We start from the raw sequence: 18,799 nt of genomic DNA on the forward strand, positions 1-18,799 counted from the left end.
CCAGAGGGTCCCGCGCGACGCGGACTCTCTGCGGACTCGGAAGGTCTTCCTTCTCGCTGACCTGCCGAAACGGCACTGCCGCGCGTCATCCCCGACATCACCCGTCGGCACATGGCGGTGAACATCCGCAAGTTCGTGCTGCAGGCCCACTCGCTCGACGAGCTGGTCGCGCTGGGCACGCTCACCGCCCAGGCCGCCCGCTTCCTCGAGGCCGCGGTCGCCGCCGGGCTGAACATCCTGGTCTCCGGCGGCACCCAGGCCGGCAAGACGACGCTGCTCAACTGCCTGTGCGCCGCCGTTCCCGCGCGGGAGCGGGTGATCACCTGCGAGGAGGTCTTCGAGCTGCGGGTGCCGCTGCCCGACGTCGTCTCGATGCAGACCCGCCAGCCCAACCTCGAGGGGGCCGGGGAGATCCCGCTGCGTCGGCTGGTGAAGGAGGCGCTGCGGATGCGGCCCTCCCGGATCGTGGTCGGCGAGGTGCGGCAGGAGGAGTGCCTGGACCTGCTGATCGCGCTGAACTCCGGGCTTCCGGGCATGTGCACGCTGCACGCCAACAGCGCCCGCGAGGCGGTGGTGAAGATGTGCACCCTCCCGCTGCTGGCCGGGGAGAACATCGGTACGTCGTTCGTCGTCCCCACCGTGGCTTCCAGCGTGGATCTGGTGGTGCACGCGGGCACCGATGCCGACGGCCGGCGGCGGGTGCGCGAGATCGTCGCGTTGCCCGGCCGGTCCGAAGACGGGGTCATCGAGACCGCCGACGTGTTCACCAGCCGTGACGGCCGCCTGGTGCGGGCGGACGGCTACCCCCCGCACCCGGAGCGGTTCGCCGCCGCCGGGTTCGACCTCGCGGGGCTCCTGGCATGACGGAGTCCGGCGCGCTGCTCGGGCTGCTGCTCGGGGTCGGCCTGCTGCTGATCTGGCGCAGCGGCTCCCGCGCGCCGGCGCCGCGCACCGATCCGCGCCGTCCCGGGCGACGGCAGGAGTTGCTGGCCGCCGCCGGGCTCACCGGCATCAACGGCGCGCAGCTGCTCGCCCTGCAGATGGGGCTGGGGCTGCTGGTCACCGTCGTCGTCCTGCTGACGACGAGCACGGTGACCGTCAGCCTTGTCTTCGGGCTCTTCGGCTTCCTGCTGCCGCACGCGCAGGTGCGCCGCCTGGCCGGCAAGCGCCGGGCCGACCTGCGCGAGGTGTGGCCCGAGGTCGTCGACAACCTGGCCTCGGCCGTGCGCGCCGGCCTGTCGCTGCCCGAGGCGCTGTCGGCGCTGTCAACCCGCGGACCGGAGGTGCTGCGGCCGCCGTTCGCCCGGTTCGCCGCCGAGTACCGCTCCAGCGGCCGGTTCGGGCCGTGCCTGGACCGGCTCAAGGACGACCTCGCCGACCCGGTCGGTGACCGGATCATGGAGACGCTGCGGGTGGCCCGGGAGGTCGGCGGCAGCGACCTGGGGCGCGTACTGCGCACGCTGTCGACGTTCCTGCGCGAGGACGCCCGAGCGCGCGCCGAGCTGGAGACCCGGCAGGGCTGGGTGGTGCAGGCGGCCCGGCTGGCGGTGGCCGCGCCGTGGGTCGTGCTGCTCCTGCTGGCCACGCAGTCGACCACGCTGGCCGCCTACGACTCGGCGCTGGGCACCGCGATCCTGCTCGGCGGCGGGGCGGTGTGCCTGGTCGCCTACCGGCTGATGCTGCGGATCGGGCGGCTGCCCGAGGACGTGCGGGTGCTCCAGTGAGCGCAGGCGTCCTGGGCATGCTGCTCGGCCTGCTGGCCGCGACCGGGCTGGTGCTCGTGCTGACGTACGCGCCGCCGTTCCGCTCGGTACGGCTGGTCGACCGGCTCGCGCCCTACGTGCACGACACCCCGCCGCCGTCGCGTCTGCTCGGCACCGCGACCGAGCCCGGCCTCCTCACCGCGGTGCGCCGGATCGCCGGTCCGTCGATCAGCAACGGCGCCCGCGTGGTCGACCGCTTCGTCGGCGGGCGGGCCGCGGTGCGCCGCCGGCTCGACGCCCTCGGTGGCGAGCTGACGGTGGAGGACTTCCGCATCGAGCAGGTCGTCTGGGGCGGGCTCGGCCTGCTCGGGGCGGCCCTGGTCGCCGCGGTCGGGTCGCTGGCCGCCGGCGACCTCAACGTGCTGTCGGCCGGGCTGCTCTGCGTGGCCGGCCTGGTCGGCGGGGTGCTCGGCCGCGACTGGTGGCTCACCCAGCAGGTGCAGCGGCGCGAGGAGCTGCTGCTCGCGGAGTTCCCGGTGGTCGCCGAGCTGCTCGCGCTCGCGGTGACGGCGGGGGAGAGCCCCACGGCCGCGATCGCACGGGTCACCCGGCTCTCCGGCGGGGAGCTGGCCCGCGAGCTGGGTGCCGCGCTCGGCCGGGCCCGGGCCGGCGTCCCGCTGACCGACGCGCTGCAGCAGGTCGCCGACCGCACGTCCCTGGACCCGCTGGCCCGGTTCATCGACGGCCTGCTCGTGGCCATCGAGCGCGGCACGCCGCTGGCCGAGGTGCTGCGCGCCCAGGCCGCCGACGTGCGCGAGGCCGGCAAGCGGCGGCTGCTCGAGGCCGGCGGCCGCAAGGAGATCGCCATGATGGTGCCGGTCGTCTTCCTGGTGCTGCCGGTCACCGTCCTCTTCGCCCTGTTCCCCGGGTTGATCAGCATCGTCTCGCTGGCGCAGTGAGCCCGCGGACAACCGGAAAGGAAGCCCTCATGCGTGCCTACGCCTTCATCTCCGCGACCCTCGTCGCCCTGGTCGAGCGGTTGCGCGGGGAGGATCCCGAGCGGGGCGACGTGCCCGGCTGGGTGATGATCACCGTGATGACCGCCGCGCTGGTGCTGGCGATCCTGATCCCGTTCCGCGCGGCGATCGTCGAGGCGGTGACGAACGCGCTGACGTCGGTCACGAGTGCCGGCTGAAGAAGAACCTCGCCGCCCCCCACCGCTCGCACGCTCGCGGCGGGGCCCTGCAGCGAGGCCGTTCCAGCAGCTCACCCCGGGGGACGAGGGCGAGCGCGGCAGCGCCGTCGTCGACTTCGTGCTGGTCTCGCTGCTGATCGTCGCGCTGCTGCTGGCGGTGCTGCAGGTGGCGGTCTACGTGCACGTGCGCAACGTGGTCACCGCGAGCGCCCAGGAGGGCGCGCGGTACGCGGCGGCCGCCGACGTCGACTCCGCCTACGGCGCCGCGCGCACCGTGGAGGTGGTGGCGCGGGCGACGTCGGAGAGGACGGCGCGCGGGCTGGCGTGCACGTCGGGGGAGGAGGCCGATCCCTCCGGCGCGACGCTGGTGGTGGTGCGCTGCTCCGGGTCCGTGCCCTCGCTGCTGGCGGCGCTGGGGAACCTGCTGCCGCTGGAGGTCACCGGCCGGGCGATGAAGGAGGCCGGGTGAGGTGGCTGCGCGCCCGCCTGGGCATGGTCGGTGGTGAACGCGGGTCGGCGCTGGTGGAGTTCGTGTTCATCGCGCTGGTGGTGTTCGTGCCGCTGGTCTACGTGGTGGCGGGGTTCTCGGCGGTGCAGCGCGGGGTGTTCGCCTCGCAGGCCGCGGCGCGGGAGGCCGGGCGGGCGATGGGCACCGCGCCAGATCCGGTGAGCGGGCACGAGCGGGCGCTGCGGGCGGCGCAGCTGGCGGTGGCCGACCAGTCGATCGAGGCCACCGACCTGCAGCTCGCGTACGCACCGGCCGGCGCAGGGTGCGAGGCGGCGGGCAGCTACACCCCGGCGCTGGCGCCGGGGGAGGAGTTCTCCGTCTGCGTGACGGTGACCGTGCGGATCCCGCTGCTGCCGGAGTTCGTCGACGCCAACACCGCCACCGGCCAGTTCGTCGTCGAGCGCGACCGCTACGTCGACGGCTGATCGAGCGTGGAGAACGCGATCAGCCGCGAGTGCGTGAGCGCAGGGCCGACCGCGGCGGACGGGCTCGCACGTACTGGCGGACCCTGCCGAGCAGGCGGTGAGCTCACCGGCGTCCTCGGCGAGCACGGCGGGGATCTGGAATCGCGCGGAGCGCAGAGCAGCCTCGGCGCGGACCTGCGTCTCCGGTCGGGCGGGCGTCGGGCGCGACGGGCCGGTCCCGGCGATTCCGCGGCCGGATCAACAACTGCTCGTTGCTGCCGATGTCTCCGCTGGCTGGAGGAACGGGGGAGTGATGATCATCGCGCGCACGTGCGCACAGTGCGGAACGGTCGTGAAGGGAACGCGGTTCTGCTCGAGCTGCGGAGCTGCGCTCCCGGACGGCGTGGCTCCCGGCGGTGCTCCCGCGCTCTCCACCGGGACCGGGAACCCCCTGGACGGCGACGCCCTCCCGTCGCAAGACGCGCCGATCCAGGCAACCCCCACCGGCGTCCTACCGGCGCCGGGCGATCCTGCCGCATCAGAGTCGGTGCCCTGGTTGCGCGCGGATCCTGGACCTCCGCCTCCTGCGGGTCGGCCCAACGTGCTGGCGCTCCTGGTCGTGGCGGCGCTCGCGCTCTCGGGATGGGCGATCGTCCGCGGCGTCGAGGAGCACACCCTGAGCGGCAGCGTCCTGCTCGTCGACGCGGCGTACGTGGGTCTCACCGCGGGCAGGTCGTGCACCGGTGAGGGCGGATACGGCGATCTGGGCGGTGGCGCCCAGGTCGTCCTCACCGACGACCGTGGCGAGACGCTCTCGACCGCCCGGCTCTCCGCCGGCGAGTACGACGGCCTCGGATGCGTCTTCTCCTTCGCCCTCGAAGACGTCACCCGCGCGGACTTCTACGGCCTCACCATCGCCGGCGGCAACCGGGGCCACCTGCAGTACTCCTACGAGGAGCTGTCGGACGCCGACTGGTCCCTCCAGCTGTCGATCGGAGACGACTGATGCCGTGGCCCCGCCGGATCACCGCTGATGCGCTGGGCGGTCTGCTGCTGATCAGCGCTGCGGCCGTGCTCCTCGCGACGCCGTACGACGGCGGCTCGTGCAAGAACGTCGCGGCCGCCTACGCGCTTCCCGCCGCTTCTCTCCCCGAGGCGCATCGGCCGACCGCGCCCGCAGCGCTCGCCGACGCGCGCCGGGCCGTCACCTCGGCCAACGCCGAGATGGCTGCGCTCCAGGGTGAGCAGGCTGCAGTGGAAGCCGCTCGCGTTGCCGCCCAGGAGGCGAGGACGGCCGCGAACGAGGCCCAGGACGATCTCTGGGAGTCGTCCTTCACGGGCGGCTACTTCCCCGACAGCTCCCTCGCCCAGTACGACGTCGACTCCGCCGAGAGCGCTGTCGAGTACGCGGAGGACTGGCTGGCGCACGTGCAGGAGAACCTCACGTCGGAGTACGCCTTCTACACGCAGGCGGACGTCGACGAGGCCCAGCAGGACCTGGACGACGCGCGTGCGGAGCTCGCGGAGGCGGAGGCGGCGCTCTCGCGCGCCAGGAGCGAGGAGGCGGCTCGGGAATCCGAGGCAGCGGACGCCGAAGCGACGGCCGAGGAGCTAGCAGCGGCTGCGGACGTCGCGGAAGCCGCAGCAGCCGAGGCGGCCAGCGGCCTGGCGGCTCGGGAGAGCGCGGCGCAGAGCCGCCTGTCCTCCGCCCGGTCGCGGGTCGCGGCGCTGGAAGCCGACCACGAGGCCACCCTCGCCGAGTGGTCGCACGAGCAGCGGGAAGCGGCCGACGAGGTGACCGCCCTCAACAACGTGCGGGACTCCTGCCGGGAGAACGGCGTCTGGCGCGCCGGTGTGGCCCTCCTCGATGTCGCGCTGGCGGCCGTGCTGCTCCTCCGCCGGTGGAGGCCCGGCTTGCCGCGGCACCTCCGGCGCCCGTGGAGGAAGCGGTGACCCTCGGCGTGGAGGGAGCGCCGCGGATGCACTGCTCCGCCTGCGGGGCGTCGCTGACGACCGGTGACCGCTTCTGCGGGGACTGCGGCACGGCCGTCGCGGGCGGCTGGCCGCCACCCGATGACCCGCCGCCCGCCGGCCCGCTGCGCGCCCCTGCCGACTCCGCGGTCGCTGTGCCGGGCGTGCTCGACGGCGTGGTGGCCCAGTTCTCCCGCGTGCCCTTCGCCTCGCTGCTGCCACTGCGGCGGTGGGCGGGCGACTCCGGCTGGCGTCAGGGGCGCACGGCGCTGTTCCTGCTGATGGCGCTCGCCCCGTTCGGGCTCCTGCAAGCCACCTCCGACGACACGGACGTCGAGCGGGTCGCCGTCGGGTTCGCCGTCTACTTCGCCGTGCTGTGGCTGGTCGCCATCCGGGAGCTGGTCCGACCGGAACCCCTCGGCTGGCTGACCATCGCGAAGATCAGCGCTTTCACGGCGGTCGCCGGGGTCGCCATCGCCATCGCCGTCGAGGAGCAGCTCGGCGCCAGCACGGACGACTGGTTCGCCAGCATCGTCACGGTCGGCATCCCGGAGGAGGTGGCCAAGGCGCTGGCGATCCTGCTGTTCCTGCGAGCCGGGCGTGGGCGGTGGGCTCCGCGCACCTATCTCTACGCGGGGGCTGTCAGCGGACTCGCCTTCGGCGCGGCCGAGGCGGTCACCTACACCGTGGCGTACGCCTCCGTGCTGGACCTGGACGACGGGGGGCTGGTCGTGAGCCTGTGGCGCCTGCTCTGCGGCGGCCTCTTCCACGCCTGCATGGCGGGGATCGTCGCCTTCTTCATCGGGCTGGGCGCCTGGTACCGCGACGTCTGCTTCCACCTGCTCGGTTTCGGCCTCGTCATCGCCGGCGTCCTGCACGGCCTCTACAACTACCTGTCCGACGGGTGGGGCGGCACGGCGCTCGCCGCCCTGACCGTGTTCACGTTCGTCGGGTACGTGCAGGACGGTGACCGGATCGGCGCCCAGCTGAGGTCGTCGGGAGCCGTGGCGACCACGTGAGGAGTCCTCGGCTGCGTGCTCTGGTCGGGTGGTCGCCGAACCGTGCCGCCGGCGGCCCGACCTGACCCCGGGCGGCCAGCACCTCGGCAGCACCTCGGCGGCTCCGCGTCGGCGCCGCGGAGGCCGAGCGCAAGGACGACGAGGGCCGCCAGGCAGGCTAGGCCGCGGCGCGCTCGGCGTCGCTGTCAGAGGCGGGACCGGCGCAGGTCAGCCGTGGACTCCCAGTGACTGGTGAAAGCCATCAGGAGGGCGTCGAGCGGCAGCCGCTCGCGCGCCGTCCGCTCGCGGGCGGCGAGCGCCTCGGGCAGCTCGGCGTCGTCGTCGCGCACGCCCAGGGTGACGACGACCAGCGGGACCACGTCAGCCGGCAGGTCGAGGAGTGCAGACACCCGGTCCCGGTCGAAGCCGCCGAGCTGGTGCACCGCCAGGCCCTCGTGCTCGGCCTGCACGGACAGGTGCGCGACCGCCTGGCCGGTGTCGTAGACCCACGGCCGCGGGCTGCCGTCCGGGCCGGCGGTCTCGGCCGCGACGACGACGAGCGCGGACGACGCATGCGCCCACACCCGGTTGCCCCGCGCGAGCGCGTCCTGGACGGCCGCGAACTCGGGCGTCCCACGCCGGGCCACCGCGAACCGCCACGGCTGGCTGTTGTTCGCGCTCGGCGCCCACCGGGCGGCCTCCAGGAGCGCGGTCAGCTGCGCGTCGGTCAGCTCGTGCGCCGCATCCAGGGCCCGAGAGCTCCACCGCCCGGCCAGCAGGGGGTGCAGGGGCACGGCGGTGACGGCGGTCTTGCAGGCGCTCATGCCATCGACAGCCCGAGTCGAGGGTTCGATCTTCCGTGCGGTCGGTCACCCGGCCGACGGGCTCAGCGGCGGACCGCGTCCAGGTAGCGCAGCACCGCGGTGACCCGCCGGTCGGCGGCGTCGGTCGGCGGCAGGTCGAGCTTGGCGAAGATGCTGCGGATGTGCTTGTGCACCGCTCCGTCGGTGACGACCAGCCGGGCGGCGATCGCGGCGTTGCCCAGCCCCTCGGCCATGAGCGCGAGCACCTCCCGCTCGCGGGCGCTGAGCCGGTCCAGCCCGGCGTCCGGACGCGACCGGGTGAGCAGCTGGGCCACCACCTCGGGATCGATCGCCGTCCCGCCCTCCGCGACCCGGTGCAGCGCGTCGAGGAACTGCTCCACCCGCCCCACCCGCTCCTTGAGCAGGTAGCCCAGCCGCCGCGCCCCACCGGCCAGCAGCTCGGTGGCGAACGCCTGCTCCACGTAGGCCGACAGCACCAGCACCGCCAGCTCCGGCTGCCGGCGCCGGGCCTCGACCGCGGCCCGCACCCCCTCGTCGGTGTGCGTCGGCGGCATCCGCACGTCGACGATCGCCACGTCCGGGCGGTGCTCGTCGACGGCGGCCAGGAACCCCTCCGGCCCGTCCGCGGTCGCCACGACCTCCAGCGACTCGGCGCGCAGCAGCAGCGCCAGCCCTTCCCGCAGCAGCGCGTCGTCCTCGGCGATCACGATCCGCACGGCAGCGCCACCTCCAGCGTCGTCGGCCCACCCGGCGGGCTGGTCAGCGTGAACTCCCCGTCGTGCGCCTCCACTCGCCGGCGCACCCCGGTCAGCCCGGAGCCGCCGCCCTCGACCGCCCCGCCGCGCCCGTCGTCGGTCACCGCCAGGTGCAGCCGGCCCCCCTGCAGGCGCACCGCCACCCGCGCCGCCGTGGCGCCGCTGTGCCGCGCCACGTTGGTCAGCGCCTCGGCGGCCACGAACCAGGCGGTCGCCTCCACCGACGCCGGGCACCGCACCGGGACGTCGACGTCCACGGTGCACGGCACCGGGCTGGCTGCCGCCAGCCCGGTCAGCGCGCCGGACAACCCGCGGTCGACCAGCACCGGCGGCAGGATCCCGCGGGCGACCGACCGCAGCTCGGCCAGCGCCTGCTCGGCGGCGTCCTGTGCCCGCTCCAGCAGCTCCTCGGTGGCCGCGGGATCCCGCCGCAGCGAGCGGCGGGCCGCACCGAGCAGCACGGTCGTCGTCACCAGCCGGTTCTGCGTGCCGTCGTGCAGCGACCGCTCGATGCGCCGCAGTTCGGCCACGTGCGCGTCCAGCGCCGCCGCCCGCGTGGCGGTCAGCTCGGCCACCCGCAGCGACAGGTCGGTGCCCGGCGGTGCGGACAGCAGCCGCCGCGCCGCCCGCGCGTGCAGCCGGGCCATCCCCGGGGTCGCCCCGACGGTCAGCGCCGCCCAGCCGAGCCCGAGCAGCGCCACGGCGGCCGCGCCGGTCCAGGTGTCGACCGACCACCACCACGGCCGGCTCGCCTCGCCCGGCGGCAGCAGCGGCCACCACAGCGGGAAGGTCAGGTCGCGCACCGCGTAGACGGGCAGCCCGACCCCGACCAGCGTCCACACCAGCCCGACCGTCGCCGCCCCGGCCAGCCAGGCCAGCTCCCGCCGGGCCGCCGGGTCGAACGGCGACCGGGGCGCCGCGGCGGGGCCGAGGACGTCGGGGCCCCAGCGGGCGAGGCGGGCGCGCTCCCGGTCGGCCAGCGCGTGCACCAGCCGCAGCGCCCCCGGGACCAGCAGCACGCCGATGCCGATCAGGCAGGTCAGGGCAACGACGAGCACCCAGAGCAGCACGACCAGTGCCAGCAGCGAGGTGCCGAGCCCGCCGCCGAGCTGCTCGAGCGCACCCAGGGTGTCCCGGCCGGCCCGGACCGCCGCCGGGCGCAGCCCACGCGCGACCGCGGGAGCCGGCGCGACGGGCGGGGGAACGGAAGGCACCCCCGAACGCTAGGAGCACCGGGGCCTCGCCGTCAGCACCCGGGCCGCAGGAGTACAGCCTGCTGTACCTCGAACGGGCAGGTCAGGGGATCGGCAGGCCGCCGCGCCGTCCCGAGGATCGAACACGTACCTATCCCGCCACCTCCAGGAGCCCGTCGTGCCCGACCCCTACCGCCTCGACGACACCTCGCCGTCCCCCGCTCCCGACGGCCACCCCATCCCGCCCCGGTACGGCACCCCGCCGTACCGGCCCGCCGGGGACGGCGGGCGCCTGCGGACCGCGCTGTGGCTGCTGCTGGCCCTCAGCGTCGCCGTCAACGCGCTCGCGTCGTTCGGCGTGCTGCCCCTGGTGGCCAGCATCGTCTCCGGAGTGGTCACCGCCGGCTGCGTCGCCGCGCTGATCACCCTGCACGTCCGCCGGCGATGACCGCCGCCCTGCGCCGGCCGGGCACCGGCCCGGCCGCGCCCCAGGAGCCCGCCGTGGCGCTGCACGGGGTCACCAAGGTGCACCCCAACGGCGTCCGGGCCCTCGACGACGTCACACTCGCCGTGCCGCGCGGCTCCTTCCTCGCGGTGATGGGCCCCTCCGGCTCGGGCAAGAGCACCCTGCTGCACTGCGCGGCGGGCCTGGACACCCCCACCGCGGGCGACGTGCTGCTCGACGGCACGGAGATCGGCCGGCTCGACGAGACCCGCCGGACGGAGCTGCGCCGCGACCGGATCGGCTTCGTGTTCCAGGCCTACAACCTGGTACCGGCGCTGACCGTCGCCGACAACGTCACCCTGCCGCTGCGGCTGGCCGGGCAGCGCCTGGACCACGAGTGGGTCCGCTCGCTGGTGGACCGGGTGGGGCTGACCGGCCGGCTCGGCCACCGCCCGACCGAGCTCTCCGGCGGGCAGCAGCAGCGCGCAGCGATCGCCCGGGCGCTCGTGGCCCGGCCCGCCGTCGTCTTCGCCGACGAGCCCACCGGCGCGCTGGATCTGCGCAGCGCCGGCGAGGTGCTCGGGCTGCTGCGCGACCTGGTCGACGAGCTCGGCCAGACCGTCGTCATGGTCACCCACGACCCGGCCGCCGCCGCCCGCGCCCACCGCGCGCTGGTGATGGCAGACGGCCGGGTCGTCGAGACGCACGAGGCTCCGGCCGCCGCCGAGCTGGCCGCCCGCCTCGCCGAGCTGGGGCGGTGAGCCCGGTGTTCGCGATCGCCGTCCGGATGACCCGCCGCCGGCTGGCCGCGCTCGTCGCGGTGGTCTGCGCGGTGCTCGGCGGGGCCGCCATCGTCACCGGCACCGGGGTGCTGGCCGAGTCCGGCCTGCGCTCGGAGCTGCCGGTCGGCCGGCTGGCCGCCGCCGACGTGCTCGTCGCCGCCGACCAGACGGTGCGGTCGTCGGGGGAGCTGCCGGTCGCGCTGCCCGAGCGGGCCGGCGTGCCCGCAGACCTGGCCGGCCGGCTCGCCGGTCTGCCCGGCGTCACCGCCGCCGCCGGCGACCTCGCGTTCCCGGCCGCCGTGCTGACCGCCGACGGCGACGTGGTCGGCGGCGACGCCCCCGCCGCCGCGGGCCACGGCTGGAGCTCGCTGCAGCTGCTGCCCGACCGGCAGGTGCGGGGCAGGCCGCCGGTCGGCCCGGACGAGGTCGCCGTCGACCCGGCCGTGGCCGCGGCCGCCGGCCTCGAACCGGGCGATCCGGTCCGCGTCGTCGCCGCGGGGCGGACGGCGGAGTACCGGGTGACGGCGGTGGCCGGGCCGGCCGGCGCGGGCGTGCTGTTCGCCGACGACGTCGCCCCACGGCTGGCCGGGCGCACCGGCACCGTCGACCTCGTCGGCCTGCGGGTCGAGCCGGGCGCCACGGACCGGGTCGCCGACGCCGTGCGCGCGCAGGTCGCCGACGCCGGCCTGGTGGTGGCGACCGGGGGCGACCGGGGGGAGCTGGTGCTGCCCGAGGCAGCCGCCGCCCGCAGCCTCCTCGTCGCGCTGGCCTCCTCGCTGGCCGGGGTGCCGCTGCTCGTCGTCGGGTTCGTCATCGCCGGCGCGCTGTCGGTGTCGATCGCCGGCCAGCGGCGGGAGCTGGCGCTGCTGCGCGCGGTCGGCACCACCCCGCGGCAGGTGCGCAGGCTGGTCGCGACCCAGGCCGGCCTGGCCGCCGCTGTCGCGCTGGTCCCCGGGATCGCGCTGGGTTACCTGCTCGCCGACCGGTTCCGCCGGCTGCTGGTCGGTACGGGCCTGATCCCCGAGCAGCTGCCGCTCACGTGGAGCCCGCTGCCGGCGCTGGCCGCCACGCTGCTGCTGCTCCTGGTCGTCCAGATCGCGGCCCGGGGCGCGGCGTGGCGGGTCTCGCGGGCGCCGGTCACCGCCGCCCTCGGGGAGAGCCGCACCGGGCCGGCGGTGCCGTCGGCGGTGCGCACCCGGATCGGCCTGGGGCTCCTGGTGGCCGCCCTTCCGCTCGCGGTGCTGCCGCTGCTGCTGCGCTCGCAGCTCGGTGCGGCGGGCACGTCGCTGGCCGGCATCGTCGGCGCCATCGGTCTGGCGCTGGCCGGCCCGGTGCTGCTGCGCCGGGTCACCGGCGGGCTGGCCCGCCGGCTCCCGGCGAGCACCTCCGCGCCGACCTGGCTCGCGGTGGCCAACCTGCACGGGTACGCACTGCGTTCGGCCGGCGCGGTCACCACGCTGGCGATGGCCGTGGTGCTCGCGCTGACCTACACCTCCTCGCACACCACGGTGGCCGCCGCCGTCACCGGGGAGGCCGAGGAGGCCACGCTGGCCACCGCGCAGGTCGTCGCCCCGGCGCTCGGCGGCATCCCCGAGGACGCGCTGACCGCCGTGCGGGCCACCCCCGGCGTCGAGGCCGCCGCCCCCGTGCGCACCACCGCGGTGCTGTGGTCGCAGCGCCTGCTCGGCGAGGTCACCGTCGAGCCGCAGGGTGCGCTGGTGCTCACCCCCGCCGCGCCCGAGGTGCTCGACCTCGACGTCCGGGCCGGCAGCCTGGCCGGGCTGACCGGCGACACCGTCGCGCTGGGCACCGAGGCGGCGCGCGCCCGCGACGCCGGTGTCGGCAGCCGGGTGCGGCTCACCCTCGGTGACGGTGCGGAGGTGACGGCGCGGGTGGTGGCCGTCTACGAGGGCACTCTCGGCCTCGGCGCCGTCGTCCTCTCCTCGGACCTGGCCGCCGGGCACACCACCAGCGATCTCGCCGACCAGCTCCTGGTCCGCACCGACGGCAGCGCCGCCGCCGACCGGGCCCTGGCCGCGGCGGTCGCGGCCCGACCGGGCCTGGTGCTGGCCGATGCCGCCGCCGGACCGGCGCGAGCGGTGCCGCCGGAGACGTGGGTCAACCTCGCGGTGGTCGGCGTGCTGCTGGGCTACGTGCTGCTCGGCGTCGCCAACTCGCTGGTCGCCGCCACCGCCCAGCGCCGCGAGGAGCTGGCCACCCTGCGGCTCAGCGGCACCACGCCGGCCCAGCTGCGAGCCATGGTGCGGTGGGAGGCCGGGTTCATCTCGGCCGCCGCCGTCCTCGCCGGGGTCCTGGTCTCGGCCGTGCCGCTGGCGCTGCTGGGCCTTGGGTTCCTCGACCGGCCCTGGCCGGCCGGGCCCTGGTGGCTGCTGCCCGCAGCGGCCGTCGTCGTCACCGCGATCGCGGTCGCCGGCATCGGGCTGCCGGCCCGCTCGGCGCTGCGCACGCCACCGACGGCAGCGCTGACCGGCGCGGGATAGCCGTACCGCCCTGGAGACGTCGGTCGGTCCCCGGGGCCCTCGTCGGCAGGGACCTCCGGCCCGGCGGTCGGGACCCTCGGCCCTCTCGCGGGACCACCCCCCGCGACTAGCATGGAAGCGGGTCCGGGAGAGCACCCGGTCCGGGCGCCGCCGGCGCCCGACCACCGAGCAGAGGGAGTGGTCATGAGCGTCGACGTGCAGCAGCGTCCGCGCACGGCGGAGCGGCCCGCGGTCGGGCAGCGTCCGGCCGTGGGCCGCGCCGAGGTGCGGTCGGCCCCGCCCGCGGAGAAGCGCGGCCCGGAGTGCCGCGGCTGGTTGTGCGCCCTCGGCGTCGTCGTCGCGGCGACGATCGTCCTCACCGCCATGATCGTGCTCACGATGCTGGCCGGAAGCGACGGCCACCTGCAGTGATCTTTCGGGGGCCGGCCGACCAGGTCGAGCACGCCCGTGACTCCGCCCGCGGGTGGCGGGAGCAGCACGGGCGTGGCGGCGGCCGCCGAGGCGGCTGACCGACCCGACCGGTCGGGTCGGTCAGCCGTGGCGCCCCCGGGTCAGCCGCCCCGCTCGACCTCGGCCTGCACGACGCCCCGCACCGCGCGCAGCAGCGACTCGTCGGAGGTGTCGCCGTTCGAGAGGGCGGTACGCGCCTGGTCGTCCAGCAGGCTGCCGTCCACCGACTCGAGCCAGGTGACCTCTCCCTCGGCGCGGCGGCCGACCCGCAGGCCCTCGCCCTCCGGCGTCACCACGTACTCCTGGCCATCCACCTGGATCGTCATCTCGTCGCTCATGCACGGCCCCCTACCCCCGCGACCCCCGGTTCCACGCAGGGGGACCTGCGCCCGGGGAGGATGCGCGGCATGGACGAGGAGTTCTGCGAGGTCGTGGTCACCGCCGCGGACGCCGACTGGCTGGCCGGCTACACCCGCACGCTGGTCGACGAGCGGCTGGCCGCCTGCGGGCACCACACCGCACCGATCCGGTCGGTGTACCGCTGGGAGGGGGCGGTGCAGGACGAGAGCGAGGCCCGGGTGGCCCTGCACACCCGCCGGGCGCTGGTGCCCCGGATCGTCGCGCGCACCCGGGAGCTGCACCCCTACGACGTCCCGTGCGTCATCGCCCTCCCGCTGGTCGGCGGCAACCCCGACTACCTGCGGTGGATCGCAGCGGAGACCGACTCCCCGTCCTGATTGGCTCCCCCCCTTTCCGGGGAGAACAGAGGAAGCTGGCTGCGGTAGGGATCACAGCTGCCGATGGAGGGGACGAGCGGCGCGCCAGCGGGCGCCCCGGGACCGGCGGAGGAGACGTGGCGCGAGGCGTAAGCCAGGGCGGGCTGCCGCTCGACGGCCGGGAGGGTGCCGCGTCCCGTGCCTCGGACGCCGCGCTCGTCGGCGCCGTGGTCGACGCCTTGCCGTCCCCGACCGTGCTGCTCGACCCGGACGGCGTGATCGTGATGGTCAACTCGGCCTGGGTCGCCGCCGGGCTCGAGCACGGGCAGTCGATCCGGCCAGGTGCGGACTACTACGCCGAGGCGGTCGGGCTTGCCGATGATCCGGACGGCCGGGAGCTCATCACCGAGCTGCGCGAGCTGATCGCCGGCGAGCGCACGCAGGTGGCGATCGACCGTTCGCTGCCCAGCCCGGCCGGCAGCGGGCGGCTCTGGTTCCACGTGCAGGCCACCCGGGTGGGCGACCAGGGGCACGTCGTCGTCACCCACACCGACGTCACCGCGCGTGTGCGCGCCGAGCTGGCCTCGTCCTGGCAGGCCCGCCACGACCACCTCACCGAGCTGCCCAACCGCGCGTACCTGCACGAGCTCATCGACCGGGAGCTGGAGCACCCCGAACGCCCGGCCCTCGCGGTGCTGTTCCTCGACGTCGACGGCTTCAAGGAGGTCAACGACTCCCTCGGCCACGAAGTCGGCGACGAACTGCTGCGCCGGCTGTCGACCCGGCTGCTCGAGGCCACCCGCAGCCAGGACACGGTGGGCCGGCTGGGTGGCGACGAGTTCGTGATCGTGTGCCGGGACTGCGGGAGCGACGGGGCCGATGCCCTCGCCGCCCGCTGCCAGGCCGCCCTCGCCGAGCCGTTCGTGCTGGCGGGGCGCACGCTCACCCTGGGCGCCAGCATCGGCATCGCCGCCGTCGGACGCGATGACCGCCGGGGAGTCCGCTCGACCGATCTGGTCCGGGACGCGGACCTGGCCATGTACGCGGCCAAGGCCGCCGGACGCGGTGGGGTCCGGATGTTCACCCCCGACCTGCGCAGCGCCGCGCAGGACCGGCTCCAGCTGGCCGGTGAGCTGCGCGAGGCCATCGAGCACGGGCAGCTGGTGCTGCACTACCAGCCGGTGATGCACCTGGCGACGGGCGACTGCTCGGCGGTCGAGGCGCTGGTGCGCTGGCAGCACCCGGACCGCGGGCTGCTCGGGCCCGGGGAGTTCCTGCCGCTGGCCGTCCAGCACGGCCTGATGGTCCCGCTGACCCGCTGGGTCCTGCGCACCGCCGTCCGGCAGGCCGCCGTCTGGGACGCGGCGGGGCTACCGCTGGTCATGGGCGTCAACATCGGGGCCGAGCACTTCGCCACCGGCACGCTCGGCTCCGATGTCGCCACGGCTCTCACCGAGGCGGGGCTGCCGCCCGAGCGGCTGGTCGTGGAACTCACCGAGACCAGCGTGGCCGCCGACTTCGACTCGGCGGCCGCCCAGCTGGCCGCGCTGCGGGTCACCGGCGTGGAGGTCGCCATCGACGACTTCGGTCGCGGGTTCTCCTCGCTCGGCCAGCTCGTCTCGCTCCCGGCCGGCGTCCTCAAGATCGACCGGAGCCTCGTCGTGGGCGTGGCCGGCCGGGCCCGGGAGTCCGCCGCCGCGATCGCCGCCGTCGTCGGGCTGGCGCAGGCGGTCGGCATGCGGACCCTCGCCGAGGGCGTCGAGACCGCCGGGCAGCTGGCCCTGGCGACCGAGCTGGGCTGCACCTTCGCCCAGGGCTTCCACATCGCGCGGCCGATGCCGGCGGAGGAGATCCCCGGCTGGATGGCCGACCACTGCGCGGGGCCGCCGCCGGCGCCCCTGCTCACCGGGGCCGGGGCGCTGTCCCGCGGCCTCGGGTCCCCGACCTCCGGCTGACCGCCGTCAGCCCGGCTCGCCGCGCGCCTTGCGCCGCACGATCACCACGATGTCCACCACGGCGACGGCCGCGGCGATGAACAGCAGCACGGCCGGCCAGGTGGGCAGGTCGTCGACCATCAGCCAACCCAGACCGGCGAGCAGGCAGAACACGAGGCCGAAGATCGCCAGGGCCAGCCGCAGGGTGAGCGCCGACCGGGCCGGGCGCGCCCCGGCGAACCCGGCCGTGGGGTCGTGGTGGTCGGGCAGGCCGCGTGCGTAGTCCTCACGCGAGCGAGGTCGGTTCGGATCGGTCATGGCATCCCTGCCTACCCGGGGCGGGGGCGCACTACCCTGGGTCGACGTGGCCTCCGCTGACTTCTCCGTCGTCCTGGACGAGCTCGACACGACCCTGAAGTCGATCGAGGCCGTCCTCGACGTCGACCGCATGCGCCGGGAGGTGGCCGAGCTCGAGCAGCAGGCCGCCGCGCCCGACCTCTGGGACGACGTCGAGGCCGCCCAGGCCCTCACCTCCAAGCTCTCCTACATGCAGGGTGACCTGCGCCGGGTGGAGGAGCTGCGCGGACGCCTGGAGGACGTCGGGCTGCTGCACGAGATGGCCGCCGAGGAGGGCGACGAGGCCACCACGGCCGAGGCGGAGCAGGAGCTGGCGAACCTGCGCAAGGCGATCGACGAGCTCGAGGTGCGCACCCTGCTCTCCGGCGAGTACGACTCCCGCGAGGCGCTGGTGACGATCCGGTCGGAGGCCGGGGGCGTCGACGCCGCCGACTTCGCCGAGATGCTCATGCGCATGTACCTGCGCTGGGCCGAGCGCCACAAGTACCCGACCGAGGTGCTCGACATCAGCTACGCGGAGGAGGCCGGCATCAAGTCGGCCACCTTCTCGGTGAAGGTGCCCTACGCCTACGGCACCCTGTCGGTCGAGCAGGGCACCCACCGGCTGGTGCGGATCTCCCCGTTCGACAACCAGGGCCGCCGGCAGACCTCGTTCGCGGGTGTCGAGGTGCTGCCCGTCGTCGAGCAGACCGACCACGTCGAGATCCCGGAGAACGAGATCCGGGTGGACGTCTTCCGCTCCTCGGGGCCGGGTGGGCAGAGCGTCAACACCACCGACTCCGCGGTCCGGATGACCCACATCCCGACCGGCATCGTCGTCTCCTGCCAGAACGAGAAGTCCCAGATCCAGAACCGGGCCGCGGCGCTGCGGGTGCTGCAGGCCCGGCTGCTCGTCGTCCGCCAGCAGGAGCAGAAGGCGGAGATGGACGCGCTCAAGGGGGAGGGCAGCAGCTGGGGCAACCAGATGCGCTCCTACGTCCTGCACCCGTACCAGATGGTGAAGGACCTCCGCACCGAGCACGAGACCGGCAACACCGCCTCCGTCCTCGACGGGGACATCGACGCCTTCATCGAGGCCGGCATCCGGTGGCGGCGCCAGCAGGAGGCCGTCGACGCCGCCTGAAGAAGGACCGCCCTTCCCCCACGCGCCTCGCACGCTCGGCGCGGGCCCCTGGAGGACGGCCGTTCCGGCGCGGTCGGCGAGGTCACATTCCGGGGCGATCCGGAGCCGGACGCAACCGTCCGTGACCGGGTGACCCGGCGGTTACCGCGCGACGGTGACACACCGCGAGAACGAGTCCGGGGCGTTCCGTGGCGAACGGACCGGATACCCGGCCAGGACTAGTACCGTGGCGCCTCGTGATCGAATTGCAACACGTCACCAAGCTGTACCCGGCCGGCGGCCGGCCTGCGCTCGACGACGTGTCCACGGAGATCGACAAGGGCGAGTTCGTCTTCCTCATCGGGTCCTCCGGTTCGGGCAAGTCGACCTTCCTCCGGCTGCTGCTGAAGGAGGAGGACCCGACGTCGGGCACGATCGTGGTGAACGGCCAGACGCTCAACACCATGAGCAAGTGGAAGGTGCCCAAGCTCCGCCGCACCATGGGCTGCGTCTTCCAGGACTTCCGCCTGCTGCGCAACCGCACGGTGGCGCAGAACGTCGCCTTCGCCCTCGAGGTGATCAACAAGCCGCACCGCACCATCAAGCGGGTCGTCCCCGAGGTGCTGGAGATGGTCGGGCTGGAGGGGAAGGCCAACCGGCTCCCCGGCGAGCTCTCCGGTGGTGAGCAGCAGCGGGTCGCGATCGCCCGCGCGTTCGTCAACCGGCCGCTGGTGCTGCTGGCCGACGAGCCGACCGGAAACCTCGACCCGGAGACGAGCGAGGGCATCATGCTGCTGCTCGAGCGGATCAACCGGACCGGCACCACGGTGGTCATGGCGACGCACGACTACCACATCGTCGACTCGATGCGCCGCCGCGTCATCGAGCTCAACGGGGGAGTCCTCACCCGCGACCAGTCGCGCGGTGTGTACGGCGTGGGCCGCTAGCAGCGCCCGCCGCG

Annotated in this window: 22 protein-coding genes; 17 read left to right on the plus strand and 5 right to left on the minus strand. The window is 75.2% G+C overall.

Features of this window, described 5'->3' with window-relative positions:
• Window positions 1-111 precede the first annotated feature (111 nt).
• From ACI79Q_RS03240 to ACI79Q_RS03280, 9 genes are all read left to right on the plus strand, one after another.
• A complete protein-coding gene (locus ACI79Q_RS03240; protein ID WP_456614142.1) occupies window positions 112-864 on the plus strand; it encodes a CpaF family protein in 753 nt (250 codons plus the stop codon).
• Complete coding sequence (locus tag ACI79Q_RS03245) at window positions 861-1,724, plus strand: type II secretion system F family protein (protein ID WP_456614143.1); 864 nt, start codon at window positions 861-863, stop codon at window positions 1,722-1,724. Before ACI79Q_RS03240 ends, ACI79Q_RS03245 begins: the two co-directional genes overlap by 4 nt.
• Complete coding sequence (locus ACI79Q_RS03250; RefSeq protein WP_456614144.1) at window positions 1,721-2,662, plus strand: type II secretion system F family protein; 942 nt, start codon at window positions 1,721-1,723, stop codon at window positions 2,660-2,662. Before ACI79Q_RS03245 ends, ACI79Q_RS03250 begins: the two co-directional genes overlap by 4 nt.
• Window positions 2,663-2,691: 29 nt before the next feature.
• Window positions 2,692-2,898, plus strand: a complete 207-nt coding sequence (locus ACI79Q_RS03255) for a hypothetical protein (RefSeq protein ID WP_456600674.1) — start codon at window positions 2,692-2,694, stop codon at window positions 2,896-2,898.
• On the plus strand, window positions 2,888-3,367 hold the full coding sequence (locus ACI79Q_RS03260; protein ID WP_456614145.1) for a TadE/TadG family type IV pilus assembly protein: 480 nt from the start codon (window positions 2,888-2,890) through the stop codon (window positions 3,365-3,367). Before ACI79Q_RS03255 ends, ACI79Q_RS03260 begins: the two co-directional genes overlap by 11 nt.
• Window positions 3,364-3,831 carry a hypothetical protein gene (locus ACI79Q_RS03265; RefSeq protein ID WP_456614146.1) on the plus strand — a complete coding sequence of 156 codons (468 nt, stop codon included), beginning with the start codon at window positions 3,364-3,366 and terminating at the stop codon, window positions 3,829-3,831. Before ACI79Q_RS03260 ends, ACI79Q_RS03265 begins: the two co-directional genes overlap by 4 nt.
• A 580-nt stretch (window positions 3,832-4,411) precedes the next feature.
• The gene (locus tag ACI79Q_RS03270) at window positions 4,412-4,816 is read left to right on the plus strand and encodes a hypothetical protein (protein WP_456594294.1); all 405 of its coding nucleotides are present in this window, start codon (window positions 4,412-4,414) and stop codon (window positions 4,814-4,816) included.
• A complete protein-coding gene (locus ACI79Q_RS03275; protein ID WP_456614147.1) occupies window positions 4,816-5,763 on the plus strand; it encodes a hypothetical protein in 948 nt (315 codons plus the stop codon). Before ACI79Q_RS03270 ends, ACI79Q_RS03275 begins: the two co-directional genes overlap by 1 nt.
• Entirely contained in the window at window positions 5,760-6,800 is a 1,041-nt protein-coding gene (locus ACI79Q_RS03280) for a PrsW family glutamic-type intramembrane protease (protein WP_456614148.1), read from the plus strand. The genes ACI79Q_RS03275 and ACI79Q_RS03280 overlap by 4 nt, the downstream gene beginning before the upstream one ends.
• A gap of 185 nt (window positions 6,801-6,985) precedes the next feature.
• On the opposite strand, the gene ACI79Q_RS03285 is transcribed toward ACI79Q_RS03280, so the two are convergent.
• The 3 genes from ACI79Q_RS03285 to ACI79Q_RS03295 form a co-directional block, all read right to left on the minus strand.
• Entirely contained in the window at window positions 6,986-7,603 is a 618-nt protein-coding gene (locus ACI79Q_RS03285) for a nitroreductase family protein (protein ID WP_456614149.1), read from the minus strand.
• Between the two features lie 62 nt (window positions 7,604-7,665).
• Complete coding sequence (locus tag ACI79Q_RS03290; RefSeq protein ID WP_456614150.1) at window positions 7,666-8,319, minus strand: response regulator; 654 nt, start codon at window positions 8,317-8,319, stop codon at window positions 7,666-7,668.
• Complete coding sequence (locus ACI79Q_RS03295; protein ID WP_456614151.1) at window positions 8,307-9,572, minus strand: sensor histidine kinase; 1,266 nt, start codon at window positions 9,570-9,572, stop codon at window positions 8,307-8,309. The genes ACI79Q_RS03290 and ACI79Q_RS03295 overlap by 13 nt, the downstream gene beginning before the upstream one ends.
• Window positions 9,573-9,729: 157 nt before the next feature.
• On the opposite strand from ACI79Q_RS03295, the gene ACI79Q_RS03300 reads away from it, so the two are divergent.
• The 4 genes from ACI79Q_RS03300 (at window position 9,730) to ACI79Q_RS03315 (ending at window position 13,690) form a co-directional block, all read left to right on the plus strand.
• A complete protein-coding gene (locus ACI79Q_RS03300) occupies window positions 9,730-9,999 on the plus strand; it encodes a hypothetical protein (RefSeq protein ID WP_456614152.1) in 270 nt (89 codons plus the stop codon).
• On the plus strand, window positions 9,996-10,757 hold the full coding sequence (locus ACI79Q_RS03305) for an ABC transporter ATP-binding protein (RefSeq protein WP_456614153.1): 762 nt from the start codon (window positions 9,996-9,998) through the stop codon (window positions 10,755-10,757). The genes ACI79Q_RS03300 and ACI79Q_RS03305 overlap by 4 nt, the downstream gene beginning before the upstream one ends.
• Window positions 10,754-13,279, plus strand: a complete 2,526-nt coding sequence (locus tag ACI79Q_RS03310; RefSeq protein WP_456614154.1) for an FtsX-like permease family protein — start codon at window positions 10,754-10,756, stop codon at window positions 13,277-13,279. Before ACI79Q_RS03305 ends, ACI79Q_RS03310 begins: the two co-directional genes overlap by 4 nt.
• 183 nt (window positions 13,280-13,462) lie before the next feature.
• Window positions 13,463-13,690 carry a hypothetical protein gene (locus tag ACI79Q_RS03315; protein WP_456612810.1) on the plus strand — a complete coding sequence of 76 codons (228 nt, stop codon included), beginning with the start codon at window positions 13,463-13,465 and terminating at the stop codon, window positions 13,688-13,690.
• Between the two features lie 140 nt (window positions 13,691-13,830).
• On the opposite strand, the gene ACI79Q_RS03320 is transcribed toward ACI79Q_RS03315, so the two are convergent.
• Window positions 13,831-14,067 (minus strand): hypothetical protein, encoded by a 237-nt coding sequence (locus ACI79Q_RS03320; RefSeq protein ID WP_456587368.1) that lies wholly within the window; start codon window positions 14,065-14,067, stop codon window positions 13,831-13,833.
• Window positions 14,068-14,136: 69 nt separating this feature from the next.
• On the opposite strand from ACI79Q_RS03320, the gene cutA reads away from it, so the two are divergent.
• Complete coding sequence (gene cutA, locus ACI79Q_RS03325; protein ID WP_456596830.1) at window positions 14,137-14,466, plus strand: divalent-cation tolerance protein CutA; 330 nt, start codon at window positions 14,137-14,139, stop codon at window positions 14,464-14,466.
• A gap of 116 nt (window positions 14,467-14,582) precedes the next feature.
• Complete coding sequence (locus ACI79Q_RS03330; RefSeq protein ID WP_456614155.1) at window positions 14,583-16,400, plus strand: putative bifunctional diguanylate cyclase/phosphodiesterase; 1,818 nt, start codon at window positions 14,583-14,585, stop codon at window positions 16,398-16,400.
• Window positions 16,401-16,406: 6 nt separating this feature from the next.
• On the opposite strand, the gene ACI79Q_RS03335 is transcribed toward ACI79Q_RS03330, so the two are convergent.
• Window positions 16,407-16,697, minus strand: a complete 291-nt coding sequence (locus ACI79Q_RS03335; protein ID WP_456614156.1) for a DUF6343 family protein — start codon at window positions 16,695-16,697, stop codon at window positions 16,407-16,409.
• A gap of 46 nt (window positions 16,698-16,743) precedes the next feature.
• Between ACI79Q_RS03335 and prfB the strand changes: the two genes are divergently transcribed.
• Both prfB and ftsE read left to right on the plus strand, forming a co-directional pair.
• Window positions 16,744-17,859, plus strand: coding sequence for a peptide chain release factor 2 (gene prfB / locus ACI79Q_RS03340; protein ID WP_456587372.1), 1,116 nt, complete (start codon window positions 16,744-16,746; stop codon window positions 17,857-17,859).
• Window positions 17,860-18,095: 236 nt separating this feature from the next.
• Window positions 18,096-18,785, plus strand: a complete 690-nt coding sequence (gene ftsE, locus ACI79Q_RS03345; protein ID WP_456587373.1) for a cell division ATP-binding protein FtsE — start codon at window positions 18,096-18,098, stop codon at window positions 18,783-18,785.
• The last annotated feature ends 14 nt before the right edge of the window (window positions 18,786-18,799 follow it).

This window comes from Blastococcus sp. SYSU DS0828 (genome assembly GCF_054050975.1).